The organism is Pseudomonas sp. PH1b (assembly GCF_000633395.1).
In the GTDB taxonomy this organism is placed as follows: Bacteria; Pseudomonadota; Gammaproteobacteria; order Pseudomonadales; family Pseudomonadaceae; genus Aquipseudomonas.
The window spans coordinates 63,489-80,307 of record NZ_AYMU01000024.1 but is presented as its reverse complement, the minus strand read 5'-3'; the positions used below and the strand labels follow the sequence as shown (position 1 = coordinate 80,307).

15 protein-coding genes are annotated in these 16,819 nt (G+C 64.9%); 9 read left to right on the top strand and 6 right to left on the bottom strand.

What is annotated here, in order from left to right; translation table 11 throughout:
• Positions 1-42: 42 nt before the first annotated feature.
• From hflK (U873_RS0129000) to cfaB, 8 genes are all read left to right on the top strand, one after another.
• Entirely contained in the window at positions 43-2,001 is a 1,959-nt protein-coding gene (gene hflK, locus U873_RS0129000; RefSeq protein WP_025131578.1) for a protease modulator HflK, read from the top strand.
• A complete protein-coding gene (gene hflC, locus U873_RS0128995; protein WP_025131577.1) occupies positions 1,998-3,053 on the top strand; it encodes a protease modulator HflC in 1,056 nt (351 codons plus the stop codon). The genes hflK (U873_RS0129000) and hflC overlap by 4 nt, the downstream gene beginning before the upstream one ends.
• The gene (hflK, locus tag U873_RS0128990; RefSeq protein WP_025131576.1) at positions 3,050-4,108 is read left to right on the top strand and encodes a protease modulator HflK; all 1,059 of its coding nucleotides are present in this window, start codon (positions 3,050-3,052) and stop codon (positions 4,106-4,108) included. Before hflC ends, hflK (U873_RS0128990) begins: the two co-directional genes overlap by 4 nt.
• Positions 4,105-6,006 (top strand): heavy metal translocating P-type ATPase, encoded by a 1,902-nt coding sequence (locus tag U873_RS0128985; protein WP_025131575.1) that lies wholly within the window; start codon positions 4,105-4,107, stop codon positions 6,004-6,006. The genes hflK (U873_RS0128990) and U873_RS0128985 overlap by 4 nt, the downstream gene beginning before the upstream one ends.
• Before the next feature lie 186 nt (positions 6,007-6,192).
• A complete protein-coding gene (locus U873_RS0128980) occupies positions 6,193-6,444 on the top strand; it encodes a membrane protein (RefSeq protein WP_025131574.1) in 252 nt (83 codons plus the stop codon).
• A gap of 70 nt (positions 6,445-6,514) precedes the next feature.
• Positions 6,515-7,360 (top strand): DUF692 domain-containing protein, encoded by an 846-nt coding sequence (locus tag U873_RS0128975; RefSeq protein ID WP_025131573.1) that lies wholly within the window; start codon positions 6,515-6,517, stop codon positions 7,358-7,360.
• Entirely contained in the window at positions 7,351-8,139 is a 789-nt protein-coding gene (locus U873_RS0128970) for a DNA-binding domain-containing protein (RefSeq protein WP_025131572.1), read from the top strand. The genes U873_RS0128975 and U873_RS0128970 overlap by 10 nt, the downstream gene beginning before the upstream one ends.
• Before the next feature lie 85 nt (positions 8,140-8,224).
• Positions 8,225-9,412, top strand: coding sequence for a C17 cyclopropane fatty acid synthase CfaB (gene cfaB, locus U873_RS0128965; protein WP_025131571.1), 1,188 nt, complete (start codon positions 8,225-8,227; stop codon positions 9,410-9,412).
• Positions 9,413-9,436: 24 nt separating this feature from the next.
• On the opposite strand, the gene cls is transcribed toward cfaB, so the two are convergent.
• On the bottom strand, positions 9,437-10,876 hold the full coding sequence (cls, locus tag U873_RS0128960) for a cardiolipin synthase (RefSeq protein ID WP_025131570.1): 1,440 nt from the start codon (positions 10,874-10,876) through the stop codon (positions 9,437-9,439).
• 189 nt (positions 10,877-11,065) lie between these two features.
• Here cls and U873_RS0128955 point away from each other — a divergent pair, with 189 nt between their 5' ends.
• The gene (locus U873_RS0128955) at positions 11,066-11,590 is read left to right on the top strand and encodes a DUF3617 domain-containing protein (RefSeq protein WP_025131569.1); all 525 of its coding nucleotides are present in this window, start codon (positions 11,066-11,068) and stop codon (positions 11,588-11,590) included.
• A gap of 100 nt (positions 11,591-11,690) precedes the next feature.
• On the opposite strand, the gene thrS is transcribed toward U873_RS0128955, so the two are convergent.
• From thrS to U873_RS0128930, 5 genes are read right to left on the bottom strand one after another with little or no spacing between them, the layout of a single operon-like run.
• Positions 11,691-13,580 carry a threonine--tRNA ligase gene (gene thrS / locus U873_RS0128950; protein WP_025131568.1) on the bottom strand — a complete coding sequence of 630 codons (1,890 nt, stop codon included), beginning with the start codon at positions 13,578-13,580 and terminating at the stop codon, positions 11,691-11,693.
• A 25-nt stretch (positions 13,581-13,605) separates the two neighbouring features.
• Positions 13,606-14,940 (bottom strand): dihydroorotase, encoded by a 1,335-nt coding sequence (locus tag U873_RS0128945; protein ID WP_025131567.1) that lies wholly within the window; start codon positions 14,938-14,940, stop codon positions 13,606-13,608.
• Positions 14,941-14,942: 2 nt separating this feature from the next.
• Entirely contained in the window at positions 14,943-15,503 is a 561-nt protein-coding gene (locus tag U873_RS0128940) for a carbonate dehydratase (RefSeq protein ID WP_025131566.1), read from the bottom strand.
• Positions 15,493-15,936: a phosphoribosyl-AMP cyclohydrolase gene (gene hisI / locus U873_RS0128935; protein ID WP_025131565.1), complete on the bottom strand. Its 444-nt coding sequence runs from the start codon at positions 15,934-15,936 to the stop codon at positions 15,493-15,495. Before hisI ends, U873_RS0128940 begins: the two co-directional genes overlap by 11 nt.
• The gene (locus U873_RS0128930) at positions 15,933-16,817 is read right to left on the bottom strand and encodes a metal ABC transporter substrate-binding protein (protein ID WP_025131564.1); all 885 of its coding nucleotides are present in this window, start codon (positions 16,815-16,817) and stop codon (positions 15,933-15,935) included. The genes hisI and U873_RS0128930 overlap by 4 nt, the downstream gene beginning before the upstream one ends.
• Positions 16,818-16,819: the final 2 nt, after the last annotated feature.

Sequence of the window (16,819 nt, the reverse complement as noted above, 5' to 3'; positions counted from 1 at the left end):
CTGAAATTTATCCACAGGGCCGGACCAGAGCGGCGGGGTGGTATGCAAGTCGATCTTGAAACACAGGGGGCCGAAGTGGCCGCCCTGCCACGCTTCCAGCAGGCAGGGGTTCATGCCGGGCGCCTGCAGCGTTGGGGTGCATTGCTGCTTGGCCTGGCGGTGCTGGGGCTGGTGACGGCGGTGTTCGTCGATCTGTTTGCCGCGCTGACGATCTGGCCGGTGGTGCTGGTGAATCTGTCCTGTGCCTTGCTGGTGGTGGTGGCGGGGCTGCAATCGGCCTGTTGGGTCAGCCGCTGGCGGGAAGAGGCGATCAATCCTCCGTCCGCAGCGCTGCCACAGGTTGTGGAGGAGCCGGCCGGCGCGGCCCTCGGAGGGCTCTGGGCCGCACTGGCGATGCGCTGGCGGCGATTGCTGCAGCAGATCGGCGCGCCGACCCTGTGGCTCGCTGGCTGGTCGGTGCTGATCCTTTATTGCACGGTGCAGGTCTTCAACCTGTCGTTGCCCGCCACCGCCCTTGGCCTGAGCGCCAGCGTTGCCGCAGTGCTGGCACTGCTGCTGGCGTTTGCCCTGCTGGTGCTGGAGCGCCAACTGGCCCAGGAGCCGGTGGCGCAATGGCCGGAGGCCGGGCCCCTGGCCCAGCTGTTGCGAGTGGCCATCGTGAGCTTGCTGCTCAGTGCTCTGTGCCTGCTGTTCAGCAGCGACACTGCCCTGTGGCCGGTACGCTTGGCAGTGTTGCTGGGCTTGCTGCCGGCGCTGGTGGCCGGCGAGTTGCTGCTGCGGGCACTGCTGTCGTTGTTCAGCCCACAACGCGAAAAATTGGAACCCCGCTTGCTGGCCCACAGTTTTATCGCCGAGCTGTTGCGTTGGCCGCCACAGCCGCTGCTGAGCCTGCAGCACGAATTGCACAACCGGTTTGGCATCGACCTGAGGCAGATCTGGGCCTTCGCCTACATGCGCAGGGCGTTCCTGCCGGTACTGGCGCTGGTGCTGCTGGTGGGCTGGCTGTTGACCGGCGTTCATGAACTTTCCATTAGCAATCGCGGTATTTACGAACGTTTCGGCAAACCGGTCGCGGTGTTCGGCCCCGGCTTGCACCTTGGCCTGCCCTGGCCTCTGGGACGGGTATTGACCGTGGAAAACGGCGTGGTCCACGAGTTGGCCACCAGCGTCGGCGACACCCCGCAACCCCCCCTTGAACTCGCGCCGGCCGAAGGTCCGGCGCCGCTGATTGCCAATCGCCTGTGGGACGCCAGCCACGTCAATGACAAATCCCAGGTGATCGCCAGCGGCAATGCCCGGCAGCAGAGCTTCCAGATCGTCAACATGGACGTACGCTTCGTCTACCGTATCGGCCTGGATGACGCAGCCGCCCTGGCGGCGACCTATAACAGCAGCGATGTCCCGACCTTGATTCGCAGCACGGCGAGCCGGGTGCTGGTACACGATTTTGCTTCGCGCACCCTCGACGGCCTGCTCGGGGAAGACCGTACCCGCCTGGCAGATGATATCGGCAGGGCGGTACAGGCCGATCTGGGCAAGCTCGACAGCGGCGTGGAAATCCTCGCCACGGTGGTCGAGGCGATTCATCCGCCGGCCGGCGCGGCCAATGCCTATCACGGTGTGCAAGCGGCGCAGATCGGCGCCCAGGCCCTGATCTCCCGGGAGCGTGGCGCGGCTGCCGAGCAGACCAACCAGGCGCTGCTGCAGGCCAGCGTCGCCAATGACCAGGCCCGTGCCGATGCTCGCGAAGTGCAGGCTGTGGCCCAGGCCGCCGACCTGCGTTTTGCTGCCGAGCAGAAAGCCTATGCCAGTGCAGGCCAGGCCTTTGTCCTGGAGCAGTACCTGGGCCAACTGAGCCAGGGCCTGAGCCAGGCCAAGCTGTTGATTCTTGATCATCGTCTGGGGGGCGCCAGTTCGCCGACCCTCGATCTGCGTACGTTCACCTTGCCGGCCGACCCGTTGGCGCCGCGTAAAGCCGCTCAGCCAGGAGCCGTCCATTGAGCCAGTCCTCCCACTCCCACGATCACGCCGCCCACGATCACGCCGCCCACGATCACGACCATGGCCATCATCACCATCACGGTCACCACCACCACCATCACGGCGCGCCGGCCGAGGCGGGGCCTTTCCCCTGGCGGCGCATGGGCTGGGCGCTGCTGCTGGTGCTGTTTGCCGTAGCTGCCGCTTGCCTGGTGCAGGTGCGCTCCGGCGAAGCCACGGTGATCACGCGCTTCGGCAATCCGGCGCGGGTGCTGCTGGAGCCGGGGCTGAACTGGCGCTGGCCGGCGCCTTTCGAAGCAGCGATTCCAGTGGACCTGCGCTTGCGCACCACCTCCAGCGGTTTGCAGGATGTCGGCACCCGTGACGGTTTGCGCATCATCGTCCAGGCCTATGTGGCCTGGCGGGTGGAGGGCGATCCGGACAACGTGCAGCGCTTCATGCGGGCGGTGCAGAACCAGCCGGATGAAGCCGCGCGGCAGATCCGCACCTTTGTCGGCTCGGCCCTGGAAACCACGGCCAGCAGTTTCGACCTGGCCAATCTGGTGAACACCGATGCCAGCCAGGTGCGGATCGCCGACTTCGAAGCACAGCTGCGCAAGCAGATCGACCAGCAGCTGCTCGCCACCTACGGGGTGCGAGTGGTGCAGGTGGGCATCGAACGCCTGACCCTGCCGTCGGTGACCCTGACCGCCACCGTGGATCGCATGCGTGCCGAGCGGGAAACCATCGCCACTGAACGCACGGCTGTCGGCAAGCGCGAGGCGGCGCAGATTCGTTCCGCCGCCGAGCGCGACGCGCGGATTGTCCAGGCCGACGCCACGGTAAAGGCGGCGGATATCGAGGCCCAGTCCCGGGTCGAGGCCGCGCAGATTTATGGCCGCGCCTACGCCAGTTCGCCGCAGCTGTATAACCTGCTGCGCTCCCTGGACACCCTTGGCACCGTGGTGACCCCTGGCACCAAGCTGATCCTGCGCACGGATGCGGCACCGTTCCGGGTGCTGGTGGACGGGCCGCCGAGCCTGCCGGGTAAAGCCGGCGGATCGCAGCCATGAACAAGGTTCCACGTGGAACAAGTGAGTTGAGCAGCCCGTGGATTCAGGCCGGCCGCCTGGCGTTTATCGCCTTGTACGCGGTCACGGTGTTGGCGGCGCTGGCCTGGGCTGGCTCCAATGTGCGGCAGATTGATCCGCAGAATCGTGCCCTGGCCCTGCACTTCGGCGCCCTGCAACGGGTGCAGAACGCCGGGCTGTTGCTGGCCTGGCCCCGTCCATTTGAACAGGTGGTGTTGTTACCGGCCGCCGATCGGGTGCTGGAGCGTCGGGTCGAAGGTTTACTGCGCTCCGACGCAGCCCTGGAAGGGGACCGGGTCGCGAGCCTGGCCACGCCATTGAGCGATGCCCTGGCGGGATCGGGCTACCTGCTCACTGGCGATGCCGGGGTGGTGCAATTGGATGTGCGAGTCTTCTACAAGGTCAGCGAACCCTTTGCCTATGTCTTGCAGGGCGACCATGTGCTGCCGGCTCTCGACAGGCTGGTGACACGCAGCGCCCTGGCGCTGACCGCTGCTCGCGACCTGGACACCATCCTGGTGGCACGCCCGGAATTGATCGGCAACGATCATCAAGCTGCCGAGCGTCGTGAGCGTTTGCGTGGCGACCTGCTGCAAGGCATCAATCAGCGTTTGGCAGAGCTGACTGCCAGCGGGCAGGGAATCGGCCTTGAAGTCACTCGTGTGGACGTGCAATCGAGCCTGCCGGGACCGGCGGTGAGTGCTTTCAACGCGGTACTGACGGCCAGCCAGCAAGCCGACAAGGCGGTGGCCAACGCCCGTACCGAGGCGGAAAAACTGACCCAGGGTGCCAACGAACAGGCCGACCGCAGCCTGCAAGTGGCCCATGCCCAGGCCAGCGAACGCCTGGCTTTGGCCCGTGCCCAGACAGCCACCGTGCAGAGCCTGGCCGAGGCCCAGCGCAATGGCAGTGATCCGGAAATGCTCCTGCGTCTCTACCGTGAACGCTTGCCGAAGATCCTCGGGCAGGCCGGCTCGGTGACTACGGTCAATCCCCAAGACGATTCCCGCCTGATCATTCAGGGAGCCGAACAATGAGTGCTTCTACCCACGCGGCTCCCGTCAGCATGCTGACCTCGGCCGAACAACGCAGCGCCGCACGCCAACTGACGCTGGCCATGCTGGCCTTGGGTCTGTTGGGGCTTGGCCTGGTGTGGCGCTGGCTGGCCCCCGAGCAAATCGGCGTCAGCCAGTTGTTGCTGGGCGTGGCTTCGTTGCTGGTGGCGGTGCCGGTGATGCGCTCGGCCTGGTTCAGCCTGCGCTATCCGAGCCTGCATGGCATCACCGACCAATTGATCGCCCTGGCCATGCTGGGCGCCTGGGCCACCGGTGACCTGCTGACCGCGGCCTTGCTGCCGATCATCATGATTTTCGGCCATGTGCTGGAAGAGCGCAGCGTCATCGGCTCCCAGGAAGCCATCCATGCCCTGGGCCGCCTGACCCGCAGCCAGGCGCGGCGGGTGCAGGCCGATGGCAGCGTGCAGGAAGTGGACAACGCCGAGCTCAAGGCGGGTGACCTGGTGGAAGTTCGCGCGGGAGATCGGGTGCCCGCCGATGGCCTGGTGGTATCCGGCCAAGCGAGCCTGGACACCGCGCCGATCACCGGTGAGTCGGTGCCGTTGGAGGCAACTGTGGGTACGCAAGTGTTCGGCGGGGCAATCAACCTCGATGGCCTGTTGCGCCTGCAAGTGACCCGTACCGGCGAGGAGTCGACCCTGGGCAAGGTGATTGCCCTGATGCAAGGCGCCGAGCGGGCCAAGCCGCCGATCACCCGGTTACTGGAGCGTTATGCCGGCAGTTATCTGGTGCTGGTCTTGCTGTTGGCAGCCGTGACCTGGTTCATCACCAATGATGCCCAGGCCATGCTCGCGGTGCTGGTGGCCGCCTGTCCCTGTGCTTTGGTGCTCTCGGCGCCGGCCACTGCCATCGCCGGGATCGCCGTGGCGGCGCGCCACGGCATCCTGATCCGCAGTTCGGCATTTCTCGAGGAGCTGGCGGACCTGACCTCGCTGGTGGTGGACAAGACCGGCACCCTGACCTACGGCAGCTTGCGCCTGCAGGCCATCGACAGCCTCGGGGAAGATCAACCGGGCATGCTCGATCTGGCAGCCAGCCTGGGTGCTGCCAGCAGCCATCCGGTGAGCCGGGCACTGGCAGGACTGGTGCCCCCGGAGCAGCATTGGCCCTTGAGTGAGATTCATGAGCGCCAGGGCCTGGGTGTAGTAGCGCGGACCGAGGAGGGCGAGGCGGCTCTTGGGCGTCCGGAATTGTTCCAGCAGTTGGGCATCAGCACTCGCCCGGTGCCGGCCCATGACGGACCGATCGCCGGTCTGGCACTCGATGGCCAGTTCCTGGGGTGGTTGCTGCTGGCGGACAGCGTCAAACCCGAAGCCCGGCAGGCCCTGGGTGAACTGCGCGAACTGGGGCTGGGGCGCCAGTTGCTGCTGACGGGGGATCGGCAGAGCGTGGCGGACAGCCTGGCCCTGGACGTGGGCATCAGTGATGTCGAGGCCCAAGCCCTGCCGGAAGACAAGCTCAAGCGTGTGCTCGGGGAAATCGCCAAGGGTTTCCGGCCGATGGTGGTAGGGGACGGCATCAACGATTCCCTGGCGCTCAAGGCCGGGGTGGTGGGCGTCGCCATGGGCGCCGGTGGCGCGGACATTGCCCTGGCCTCGGCGGACGTGGTGCTGATCGGCAGCGACCTGCGGCGCCTGGGTACCTGCGTGCGCCTGAGCCGCGAGTGCCGGCAGACCTTGCAGGTCAACGTGATCATCGGCCTGGGCTGGACCCTGGCCATCGTCGCCTTTGCCGCATTCGGCTGGCTGGGGGCGGCGGGGGCGATGATCGCCGCGATACTGCACAACCTCAGCACCTTGCTGGTGCTGGGCAATGCCGGGCGCCTGCTGCGGTTTCAGGAGCCGTTGTTGAAGCTCTGAAGAGGGTTTTGCTGCTCGCGCAACGCCATCGCCCGGGGAAGAACCCAGCTGCCGGCGAGGCCTTTCTGCACTTTTCACATTTATTTTGATCCCGGCTGTAACGCCGGGATCGCTTCCCTCTCTAGTGCTATGACGGGATTGAACAAGCTTCCCGTCGCTCCCCCTGCGACTCTTGAGGAAATAAAAATGAACATGAAGAAAACCGCTGCCGGCGCTGCCTTGGCTTTTGCTGCCGCCACCATGTTTGCCGGTGTCGTCACTCAAGCATCGGCCGCCGATGCCCAGGTTCACTGTTACGGCGTCAACGCTTGCAAAGGCCAGAACGACTGCAAGACCAAGGACCACGCCTGCAAGGGCATGGGCGCCTGCAAAGGCCAGGGCTTCAAGGCCATGACTCAGTCGGCGTGCGAAAAAGCGGGCGGCAAAGTCGGCGAGTAAGCGGCGATCGAGTGCTGCCGCAGTGGCCTTGGCAACCCCACCACTGCGGCCACTTCGCAAGGAGTTCACGATGTCTGATTTATCTCCAAGCCTGGGCTACGGCCTGGGTTTGCGCAGTGCCTACTACCAGCAGATTCTCGATGAAGCACCGGATGTCGACTGGTTCGAAGTGGTGTCCGAGAACTTCATGGTCGAAGGCGGCAAGGCCCTTTATTACCTGGACGCCATTGCCGAGCGTTACCCGATCGTGATGCACGGGGTGTCGCTGTCGATCGGTGGTCCCCATGCCCTGGACCTGGATTACCTGGCGCAGCTCAAGCAGTTGGCCCGGCGAGTCGAGCCGGCCTGGGTGTCCGATCACCTGTGCTGGAGCCGTGGCAACGCCCATCAACTGCACGACCTGCTGCCGTTGCCCTACACCGAAGAAAGCCTGGACTACGTGGCGGGTCGGGTGCGTCAGGTGCAGGAGATTCTTGAGCGTCCGCTGGTGCTGGAGAATGTCTCCAGCTATGTGCGCGCAGCGGCGGACTCGTTCAGCGAGTGGGAGTTTCTCGCCGCCCTGAGCCAGCTCAGCGGCTGTGAACTGTTGCTGGACGTGAACAATGTCTACGTCAGTTCACGCAACCATGGATTCGACCCCTGGCACTTCATCCAGGGGCTGCCGGCCGAGCGCGTGCGCCAACTGCACCTGGCCGGGCACCAGGACTATGGCGACTACGTGATCGACACCCACGACCATCCGGTGTGCGATCCGGTCTGGGCGCTGTACCAAAGCACCCTCGAACACTTGGGCCCGGTGGCCACCTTGCTGGAGCGCGACGACCATTTCCCGCCCCTGGGCGAGCTGCTCAGGGAGTTGCACAAGGCCCGTGACCTGGGGCGGCAAACCTTGGCCGGGAGGCAGCAATGCGCCTGAACGACTGGCAACTGGCCTTTGAAGCCTACCTGCTTGCCGGGCAGCCCCGGGCAGCGAATGAGCTGGGCGACAGCCTGATCGGCGGCCCGACCCTGGATGTCGACACCGGCCTGGCGATTTACCACAACGCTTACCTGGCCCGCCTGCAAGAGGTCATGGGCACCGACTTCCCGACAATCTGGCACTGGTTGGGGGATGAGGAGTTTGAACAACTGGCGGCGGCCTATATTCGTCAAACGCCGTCCCGGCATTTCAGCTTGCGCTGGCTGGGGCAGGGATTCGCCGAGTTCATTCAGGGGCACCTGATAGCGGAGCAGGGCGAGCCCCTGGCGGAACTGGCGCGTCTGGAATGGGCCTTTACCCTGGCGTTCGATGCTGCCGAAGCCCAGGTGCTGACGGTGCCGGCCATGGCGGTTCTGAGCGCTGAAGAGTGGCCACTTCTGCAATTGCGCCTGGCGCCTTGCGTGCAATGGCTGGTCTGTCGCTACAACAGCGTCGCCCAGTGGCGCGCAGTCAAGGACCAGGCGGATTTCCCCGACACCGGGTTACTCGACCAGGAGCAGGTGTGCCTGGTCTGGCGCGCGGACCGGGTCTGCCGTTATCGCAGCCTGTCGGCGCAAGAAGCCTGGGCATTGCGGGGCATGATCGAGGAACAGTGGATTTTTGCGGAACTCTGTGCCGAGCTGGCCGTCACTTATGCCGAGGGGGCTGCGCTGCAGGCGGTTACCTGGCTGAAACAGTGGGTCGAGGAAGGCCTGGTGGTACGCAGCGAATCATAGAAAAGCGCTATCAGATCGATAGCCCTGCTAATTTCTAGGATGGTCTACCCTCATTTCAGACGTCTGAAACAAGGGGGGATTTTTCATGCTCACGCAACTTCCACCGGCCTTACAGAATCTGCAATTGCCCTTACGCCTGCGGCTCTGGGACGGCCACGAGTTCAATCTTGGGCCCGAGCCCAACGTCACCATTGTGGTCAAGGACCCGCAGTTGGTCGCGCAATTCACCCATCCCAGCCTGGACGCCCTGGGGGGGGCCTTCGTCGAGGGCAAGCTGGAGCTCGAAGGCTCCATCAGCGAAGTCATCCGGGTATGCGACGAACTCAGCCAGGCCCTGCTGGACGAGAATGACGACAACCAGCCTGTGCGTACATTGCACGACAAGGCCACCGACGCCGCGGCCATTTCCTATCACTACGACCTGTCCAACGCCTTCTATCAGCTCTGGCTCGACAGTGACATGGCCTATTCCTGTGCCTACTTCGAGACTGGCAGCGAATCCCTGGAGCAGGCCCAGCAGGCCAAGTTCCGTCACCTGTGCCGCAAGCTGCGCCTGCAACCCGGGGATTACCTGCTGGACGTCGGCTGCGGTTGGGGCGGCCTGGCCCGTTACGCGGCCCGGGAGTTCGGCGCCAAGGTGTTCGGCATCACCCTGAGCAAGGAACAGCTGGCCCTGGCCCGGGAGCGGGTGAGTGCCGAAGGCCTGGACGACCTGGTGGAGCTGCAACTGCTGGACTATCGCGACCTGCCCCAGGATGGCCGTTTCGACAAGGTGGTCAGCGTCGGCATGTTCGAACACGTGGGCCACGCCAACCTGCCGGAGTATTGCCAGACCCTGTTCAATGCGGTGCGCGAAGGCGGCCTGGTGATGAACCACGGGATCACCGCCAAGCATACCGACGGGCGCCCGGTGGGCCGCGGCGCGGGAGATTTCATCGAGCGTTATGTCTTTCCCAACGGCGAGCTGCCGCACCTGGCGATGATCTCGGCGCAGATCAGTGAGGTCGGCCTGGAAATCGTCGATGTGGAAAGCCTGCGCATGCATTACGCCCGCACCCTGGACCACTGGAGCGAACGCCTGGAAGACAATCTGGCCGCCGCTGCCCAGCAGGTTCCGGAGCAGGCGTTGCGAATCTGGCGACTCTACCTGGCGGGCTGTGCCTATGCGTTCGCCAAGGGCTGGATCAACCTGCACCAGATCCTCGCGGTCAAACCCCATGCCGATGGCAGCCATGAACTGCCCTGGACCCGCGACGACCTGTACCACCCTTGAGGTCGGGGCTGGGCCCCGACGAGTTCACAGGATAGGAGAAATCAGCCGCGCGACCCGCATGCCCAGTTGTTGCAGGCGGTGGATCTGGCGGCTTTCTTCCTTGGCGACTTCCCGGGCCTTGGCGAAGTCGGCCTCGAGCATGAGCTCCACCTCGGTGGCGAAGTCGTCGTCCACGGTCAGCAGCATCACCTCGAAATTCAGGCGGAACGAACGGTTGTCCAGGTTGGCGCTGCCAATGGCGCTGATCTCGTTGTCGATCAGCACCACCTTCTGATGCAGGAACCCCGGCTGATAGCGGAACACCCTGACGCCCGCGCGCACTGCCTCGAAGGCGAACAGGCTGGAGGCGGCATAGACGATGCGGTGATCCGCCCGCGCCGGCAGGAGGATGCGCACGTCCACATCCCGCAGCACCGCCAGGCGCAGGGCAGCGAATACCGCCTCGTCGGGAATGAAGTACGGGCTGGTGATCCACACCCGTTCGGTGGCCGCGTGGATCGCCTCGACAAAGAACAGCGAGCAGGTTTCGTAGGCATCGGCCGGGCCGCTGGCCAGAAACTGACAGAGCACGCCGCCATCCGGGTAGGTATCCGGGAGGATCAGCGGCGGCAGCTCCCGCGAGGCCCAGAACCAGTCCTCGGCGAACGATTCCTGCATGCAGGCCACCACCGGGCCGCTGACCTGGACATGGGTGTCGCGCCAGGGCGCCAGGGGCGGCTTCTTGCCCAGGTATTCATCGCCGACGTTGTGCCCGCCGACAAACCCCAGCATGCCGTCCACCACCACGATCTTGCGGTGATTGCGAAAGTTCACCTGGAACCGGTTGAGCCAGCCACTACGGGTGGCAAAGGCGTGCACCTGGACCCCGGCGTCGCGCAGGGTCTGCACATAGCTGGCGGGCAGGGAATGGCTGCCGATGCGGTCGTAGAGCAGGTGGATCGACACACCCTCGGCGGCTTTCTCCAGCAGCAGGCGCTGCAGGCGTCGGCCCAGGTCGTCGTCGTGAATGATGAAGAACTGGATCAGCACCGCTTTGTGGGAACGGCGAATGGCGTTGAAGATCGCCTCGAAGGTGGCGTCGCCGTTCACCAGCAGGCGAACCTGGTTGTTGGCCAGGCACGGCATGCGCCCGAGCTTGGGCATGGCCCGCAGCGAGGCATAGGCCTTGGAGGCTCGGGCGGTGAGTGCCTCTTCGACCCAAGGGCGCCAGTTCAGCTCGTTGATGGCCTTGTGCATTTCCACGTTGGCCTGGCGACGGGCCTGGATATAGGCGTCGAAGGTACTGCGGCCGAACACCAGGTAGGGGATCAGGGTCAGGTAGGGCATGAACATCAGGGACAGGGCCCAGGCGATGGCGCCCTGGGCGGTCCTGACGGTAAGCACCGCGTGGATCGCGGCAATCAGCCCGAGAAAGTGCAGCAGTGCGATGAGATAGCCGAAGATGTGCGGGCCAAAATAATCCATGGGGCAACCTTGCTCCTGAAGATTCAATGCCTGGGGCCTGTACCTGTCGGATGACGAGTCAGGTGGCTGGGCCGGGCGGCAACAATCCCTAACAGACCATGTTCCACAGCGAATGTCGCTATTTTATTCTGCATGCAACGCCGCGCTTCGGCCGAAGTCTAACGGCCACTACTGTCTAGGAGTCATTCGATGAAACTTCGTTTACTGGGTTGGTCCCTGGCTGCGGCACTGGTGTTTCCAGTGGCTGCGCAGGCGCAGATGCTGCAGCCGGGGTTGTGGGAGCTGACCAGCAGCAACATGAAGGTCGATGACCAGAACCTGCCGGACCTGTCGCTGATTCTGGGGCAATTGCAACAGCAGATGACCCCGGAGCAGCGGGCCATGCTGGAGAAGCAAGGCGTGACCATGGGCGGCAAGGGCATCCGTGCCTGCCTGACCCCGGCCCAGGTGCAATCAGACACCATTCCGCTGCAGGACCCGCAATCGGGCTGCCAGCAGCAGGTCACCGAGCGTAACGGCAACCAGTGGAAATTCCGTTTCAGTTGCCCGAAAGCCCAGGGCAGCGGAGTGGCGCAATTCATCAGCGACCGCGAGTTCACCACCCATGTGATCGGCACCTTCAATGCCACCGGCCTGCAGCAGAAGGGCAGCATGGACACCCGCGCGGTGTGGCTGGGGCAGGACTGTGGGACGGTGAAGCCGCGAGCGTCCTGAGGCGGATCCAGCGTGCTGCTGGCTCTGGTATCCCGGCGCACATCTTCGACAACGGATCACCGCAGCCTGCGGGCGTCCGCGGCCTGGCCTGAACCTGCGGCTAGCAGATGCAGGCCAGGGCCTGTTCCACGCTGAGGCGCCCCAGGTCATCGCCGTTGCGGCTGCGCAGGCTGACGTAGCCGCCGGCCTTTTCTTTGTCACCAATCACCAGCAGGTAGGGCACTTTCTGCAGGCTGTGTTCGCGGATCTTGTAGCCGATCTTTTCATTGCGCAGGTCGGTGCCGGCGCGCAACCCATGTCGGCGCAGGCGTTCGCAGACGTCGCGGGCATAGTCCTCCTGGGCCTCGCTGATGTTGAGCACCACGACCTGTTGCGGAGCCAGCCACAGGGGCAGGGCGCCGCCGTGGTGTTCCAGGAGGATGCCGATAAAACGCTCCAGGGAACCGAACAGCGCCCGGTGCAGCATCACCGGCTGGCGCCGCTCGCCGGTGTCGCTGATGTAACTGATGGCAAAGCGCTCGGGCAGGTTGAGGTCCGCTTGCAGGGTGCCGCACTGCCAGTCGCGGCCGATGGCATCGCGCAGCACGAACTCCAGCTTGGGGCCGTAGAAGGCGCCTTCTCCCGGGTTGATCTGATAGTCGATCTGCAGGCTCTGCAAGGCCCCGATCAGGGCATTTTCCAACTGGTCCCAGACCTCGTCGCTGCCGATGCGCTGGGCCGGGCGGGTGGAAAGCTTGACGGTCACGTCTTCGAAGCCGAACTCCTGATAGATGTCGAACACCAGGGCGATGGTGCGGGCGCATTCGTCCTGCATCTGTTCCGGGGTGCAGAAGATGTGGGCGTCGTCCTGGGTGAAGTGACGCACCCGCAACAGGCCGTGCAGCGCGCCTGAAGGTTCGTAGCGATGCACCTTGCCGAATTCGGCGATGCGCAGCGGCAGGTCGCGGTAGCTCTTCAGGCCATGGCCGAAGATCGCCACGGCGCCCGGGCAGTTCATTGGCTTGAGGGCAAAGGTGCGCTGGTCCTCGGTGCTGGTGGTGAACATGTGATCGCGATAGTTCTGCCAGTGCCCGGAGGTTTCCCAGAGGCCGCGGTCCATCACGTCCGGGGTGTTCACTTCCTGGTAGCCGGCCTGCTCCTGGCGCTTGCGCATATAGCCGATCAATTGCTGGAACAGGGTCCAGCCCCGGGCGTGCCAGAACACCGAGCCCGGCGCGCACTCGTCGAAATGGAACAGGTCCAGTTGCTGGCCCAGCTTGCGATGGTCGCGCTTGGCGGCCTGTTCCAGGCGCAGCAGGTAAGCGTCGAGGTCCTGGCGAGTGGCCCAGCAGGTGCCGTAGATCCGTTGCAAGGGCGCATTGCTGGCATTGCCGCGCCAGTAGGCACCGGCCACCTTGGTCAGCTTGAAGGCTCGCAACAGTCCAGTCGAACGCACATGTGGGCCGCGGCACAGGTCCTCGAACTGTCCCTGACGGTACAGCGACAGCACCGCGTCGGCCGGCAGGTCGCGGATCAGCTCGACCTTGTAGTGCTCGCCCCGGGCCTGGAAATATTCCACTGCCTGTTCCCGAGGCAGCTCGCGACGGTGCAGCCTGTGGTTGGTCGCGGCCAGGCTGTTCATGCGCGCTTCTATCAGGCCCAGGTCTTTGGGGGTGAAGGGACGCTCGTAGGCGAAGTCATAGAAGAAGCCGTCCTCGGTTACCGGGCCGATGGCCATCTGGGCCGAGGGATACAGCTGCTTTACCGCCATCGCCAGCAGGTGCGCGCAGGAGTGGCGCAGCACTTCCAGGCCCTCGGGATCGCGGGGGGTAACGATGCTCAGGTGAGCATCGGCCTGCAGTTGGTAGTCGCAGTCCACCAGGCGGCCATCGACCCGCCCGGCCACGGCGGCCTTGGCCAGGCCATTGCCAATGCTGGCGGCGACCTCGAATACCGACAACGGCTGGTCGTACTCACGGCACGCGCCATCAGGCAGGGTGATGCGGATCATCTTCTGGGGTCCTTGTCAGGGCGAATTAGCGGTTGAAGCGCAGGGGCAGGCCCCGGCACTGGTCGTACAGGCGCCCCTGGTGCCAGGCGAGCTGGCCCGAGACCAGGGTGGTGCTGACGCTGTGGCGAAAGCGTTGGCCGGCGAAAGGGGTCCAGCCGCACTGGGCGAGGATCGGCTGGCTGTCCACCGCCTTGCCTTCGGGCTCGGCGCGAACCAGCACCAGGTCGGCCCAGTAGCCTTCGCGCAGGTAGCCGCGGTCCGTGATGGCGAACAGGTCGGCCACTCGATGGCTGGTCTTGGCCACCAGGGTGGTCAGGGGCAGCAGTTGGTCCGCTACCAGCTCCAGCAGCGCCGGCAAGGCGTGCTGCACCAGGGGCAGGCCGGAAGGGGCGCGGGCGTAGGGTTGTTGCTTCTGCTCCCAGGTGTGGGGCGCGTGGTCGGTGCCGATGACGTCCAGCCGGTTGCTGTTCAGGGCCTGGCGCAGGGCATCGCGGTCAGCCTGGGTCTTGATCGCCGGGTTGCATTTGATCAGGTGGCCGAGGCGCGAATAGTCACGGTCATCGAACAGCAGATGATGCACGCAGACTTCGGCGGTGATGGTTTTTTCCGCCAGGGGCCGGTCCTCGAACAGTGCCAGTTCCCGGGCGCTGGTCAGATGCAGGACGTGCAGGCGGGTGCCGTGTTTCTTCGCCAGTGCCACCGCCAGGGACGAGGAGCGGTAGCAGGCCTCGGCGTCGCGGATGCGCGGGTGGGCGGCAGCGGGGATCTGCTCGCCATAGAGTTGCTGCCAGCGCTGCTGCCTGACCTGGATGCTCGGGGTGTGTTCGCAATGGGCCAGGAGCAGGGTCGGCACTTCGCGAAACAGCCGGTCGAGGACCTGCGGATCGTCCACCAGCATATTGCCGGTGGAGGCGCCCATGAACACTTTGACCCCGGCCACCTCCTTGGGGTCGAGGGCGGCGACGATGTCCAGGTTGTCGTTGCTGACGCCAAAGTGAAAGCCGTAGTTGGCCGCCGAGGTGATCGCCGCACGGCGCTTCTTGTCGTTCAGCGCAGCCAGGCTCAGGGTCGGTGGCGAGGTGTTGGGCATGTCCATGAAGCTGGTGATGCCACCCGCCACGGCGGCCCGGGATTCGGAATAGAGGCTGCCTTTGTCGGGGGCACCAGGATCGCGAAAGTGCACCTGGTCGTCGATCATTCCCGGCAGCAGCCATTGGCCCTGGGCGTCGATTTCCTGTTCGGCGCTGAGGTGGTCAAGGTTGCCGATGGTTTCGATGCGGCCTTGTTTCACCAGCAGGTCGGCTTCGAACTCACGGCCTTCGTTCACCAGGCGGGCATTGCGAATGAGGATTCGGCTCATGCTTAAAACTCGTTCTGCAGGGCCTTGTAGCCACGGATCAGGTCGACGTTGGTGCGTGCCACATCTTCGGAAAATTCCGAGGCGCTGATACTCACGGGAGGGAACTGCGCCAGGTCGGTCTTGGGCCCGATGCGGGTGGTGGAGGGCACATAGAAGCCCTGGGGCAAGTCGCGGCCGTCGACCACCGAGTTGTGCCGGACCACGCTGCCGTCACCCACCACGCAGTTGAACAACACGCTGTTGAAGCCGATGAACACTCGGTCGCCGACCACGCAGGGACCATGGACGATGGAGCGGTGGGCGATGGAGGTGTGCTGGCCGATGGTCACCGCCGCGCCGGATTTGGAATGGATCACCACACCGTCCTGGATGTTCGAGTTGGCGCCGATGGTGATGGCTTCCATCTGGCCCGAGGCATCGACCTCGTCGGCGCGGATCACCGCGTAAGGGCCGACAAACACGTTGTCGCCGATCACCACCTTGCCGCAGATGATTGCGGTCTTGTCCACATAGGCGGATTCGGCGATCACTGGCAGGTCGCCGGAAGGGTTTTTACGAATCATGGCGCGAGTCCTTCATAGGGGAACTGATGACTTCCACCGCGCCATCGCGAATGGCGTTGTAGAAACAGTTGGGGCGCCCGGTGTGGCAGGCCGGTCCTTGCTGATCGACCAGCAACAGCACGGCGTCGCCGTCGCAATCCAGGCGTGCCTCGACCAGCCGCTGTCGATGCCCGGAGCTTTCGCCCTTGCGCCACAGGCACTGGCGCGAGCGTGACCAGTAGCAGACCTGGCCGCTGATCAGGGTTTCGGCCAGGGCCCGGCGGTTCATCCAGGCCAGCATCAGCACCGCGCCGCTGTCGTGCTGCTGGGCGATGGCGGCAATCAGGCCAGCGCTGTTCCAGGGCAGGGCGTCGAGCACTGCGGTCAGCGGCCAGCGGCTGCCCAGGGCGGCTTGTTCCAGATCCAGCATCGACAGCGGCGGGCGCGGGATCATGGTTGGCTCAAGGCGTCGTACAAGGTGTTGAGGTTGTATTCGAACAGCCCGGTGAAGGTGCTTGCCGGGCCGCTGGCCGCGAGGGCGTCGGAGTACAGGGTGCCGCCGATGCGGGCGCCGCTTTCCTCGGCGATCTGTTTGAGCAGGCGCGAGTCCTTGATGTTCTCCATGAACACCGCCTTGACCTTGGCCTTGCGGATCTGGGTGATCAGCGCCGCGACTTCGGCCGCTGAGGGTTCACGGTCGGTGGACAATCCCTGGGGCGCCATGAAGTCGATGCCATAGGCCTGGCCCAGGTAACCGAAGGCGTCGTGGGAGGTGACAATCCTGCGGTTGCCCGGGGGCAGGGCGCCGAGCTTGGCCTTGGCTTCGGCCAGCAGCCGGTAGATCTGTTGTAGGTAGGCCTGGCTGTTGCGCTGGTAGTCGGCCTGATGGGCCGGGTCGGCGGCGATCAGCGCCTTGGTAATGGTGTTCACATAGAGTTCGCTGTTGGCCAGGTTGTGCCAGGCGTGAGGGTCGGGAATGCTTTCGCCGTCCTCCTCCAGGGTTCGCGGGATCACCCCGCGGCTGGCGCTGATCACCGTGGCCCGGGTGCCGGTGCTAGCCACCAGGCGATCCAGCCAGGGCTCGAAACCCAGGCCGTTCTTGATGATCATCCGCGCCTTGAGCAGGGCCTTGGCATCGTCCGGGGTTGGCTCATAGGTGTGGGCATCTTCGTCGGCTCCCACCAGGTTGGTGATCTGCACATGGTCGCCGCCGACCTGTCGGGTCATGTCGGCGAGGATGCTGAAGCTGGTGACCACGGCAAGCTTGTCCGCGGCCTGGGCCGTCGACCACGACAGGGGCAGCAGCAGGCTGAACAGCACGAGTAGGGCGCGCATCG